The organism is Geobacillus sp. Manikaran-105 (genome assembly GCF_002809955.1).
Classification (GTDB): domain Bacteria; phylum Bacillota; class Bacilli; order Bacillales; family Anoxybacillaceae; genus Geobacillus; species Geobacillus thermophilus.
Genome location: NZ_PIJG01000132.1, coordinates 1 through 1,208, shown reverse-complemented (window position 1 = coordinate 1,208; position 1,208 = coordinate 1). Strand labels below are relative to the sequence as shown.

At 53.6% G+C, this 1,208-nt stretch carries 10 tRNA genes; all 10 read left to right on the top strand.

Annotated features, from left to right (window positions below):
• Positions 1-26: 26 nt before the first annotated feature.
• The 10 genes from CV945_RS16900 (at position 27) to CV945_RS16855 (ending at position 1,034) form a co-directional block, all read left to right on the top strand.
• Positions 27-99 (top strand) — tRNA-Thr (locus CV945_RS16900).
• Positions 100-264: 165 nt separating this feature from the next.
• Positions 265-337: transfer RNA gene (locus CV945_RS16895), tRNA-Lys, on the top strand.
• Positions 338-344: 7 nt separating this feature from the next.
• Positions 345-419, top strand: a tRNA-Gly gene (locus CV945_RS16890).
• Positions 420-426: 7 nt separating this feature from the next.
• Positions 427-512, top strand: a tRNA-Leu gene (locus tag CV945_RS16885).
• Between the two features lie 3 nt (positions 513-515).
• A tRNA-Arg gene (locus CV945_RS16880) sits at positions 516-589 on the top strand.
• Positions 590-594: 5 nt separating this feature from the next.
• A tRNA-Pro gene (locus tag CV945_RS16875) sits at positions 595-668 on the top strand.
• Between the two features lie 8 nt (positions 669-676).
• Positions 677-752: transfer RNA gene (locus CV945_RS16870), tRNA-Ala, on the top strand.
• A 15-nt stretch (positions 753-767) separates the two neighbouring features.
• Positions 768-844 (top strand) — tRNA-Met (locus CV945_RS16865).
• Positions 845-849: 5 nt separating this feature from the next.
• A tRNA-Ile gene (locus CV945_RS16860) sits at positions 850-926 on the top strand.
• A gap of 17 nt (positions 927-943) precedes the next feature.
• Positions 944-1,034 (top strand) — tRNA-Ser (locus CV945_RS16855).
• Positions 1,035-1,208: the final 174 nt, after the last annotated feature.

Here is a 1,208-nt window from a genome sequence, read left to right as displayed (position 1 = left end):
ATGAGCCAGTAACTCATGTTAAATGTGCCGGCTTAGCTCAATTGGTAGAGCAACTGACTTGTAATCAGTAGGTTGCGGGTTCAAGTCCTGCAGCCGGCATCTTCCATTTTGAAAAAATTCAACTAGCGAAACATGAGCTCAGAAACGAGCGATACATCTTCGAATAGGCTTCGAGTTGCCTCGACACACTTCGCTTCCTCGAATAAGCTGGGAGAGGAAGAGGCAGGTAGAGCTAGGTAGTACCTAGAGTGTTATCCTAACCATGAGCCATTAGCTCAGTAGGTAGAGCATCTGACTTTTAATCAGAGGGTCGGAGGTTCGAGTCCTCCATGGCTCATCGTTTTGCGGAAGTAGTTCAGCGGTAGAACACCACCTTGCCAAGGTGGGGGTCGCGGGTTCGAACCCCGTCTTCCGCTCCACTCGCCCGCCGGGGTGGCGGAATTGGCAGACGCACAGGACTTAAAATCCTGGGGTAGGTAACTACCGTGCCGGTTCGAGTCCGGCCCTCGGCACGTGCGCTCGTAGCTCAATTGGATAGAGCATCTGACTACGGATCAGAAGGTTAGGGGTTCGAATCCTCTCGAGCGCGTTCATCGGGAAGTAGCTCAGCTTGGTAGAGCACACGGTTCGGGTCCGTGAGGTCGCAGGTTCAAATCCTGTCTTCCCGATTTTCCATGGGGCCTTAGCTCAGCTGGGAGAGCGCCTGCTTTGCAAGCAGGAGGTCATCGGTTCGATCCCGATAGGCTCCACCACTAATATTTTGATTTGGCGGTGTAGCTCAGCTGGCTAGAGCGTACGGTTCATACCCGTGAGGTCGGGGGTTCGATCCCCTCCACCGCCACCATTATCGGACCTTTAGCTCAGCTGGTTAGAGCAGACGGCTCATAACCGTCCGGTCGTAGGTTCGAGTCCTACAAGGTCCACCATTGCTAAGTTTCTTTTTGGAGGAGTACCCAAGTGGTTGAAGGGGTCGGTCTTGAAAACCGAGAGGCGCCGCAAGGCGCGCGGGGGTTCGAATCCCTCCTCCTCCGCCATTTAACGGATTTCCGAAAGAAGTCTCCCACCTCAAGGAACGCGAAGGATGTAACCCGGTGAGTGGGAGATGAATATCGGTTGGCGTTAGCCAACGAATAGGATAGAATATGGCTAGAACGGACACCTTCGGAACGAAGGGAAGCGTAAAGGGTTCTTGTGTGTGGCTTACCGTT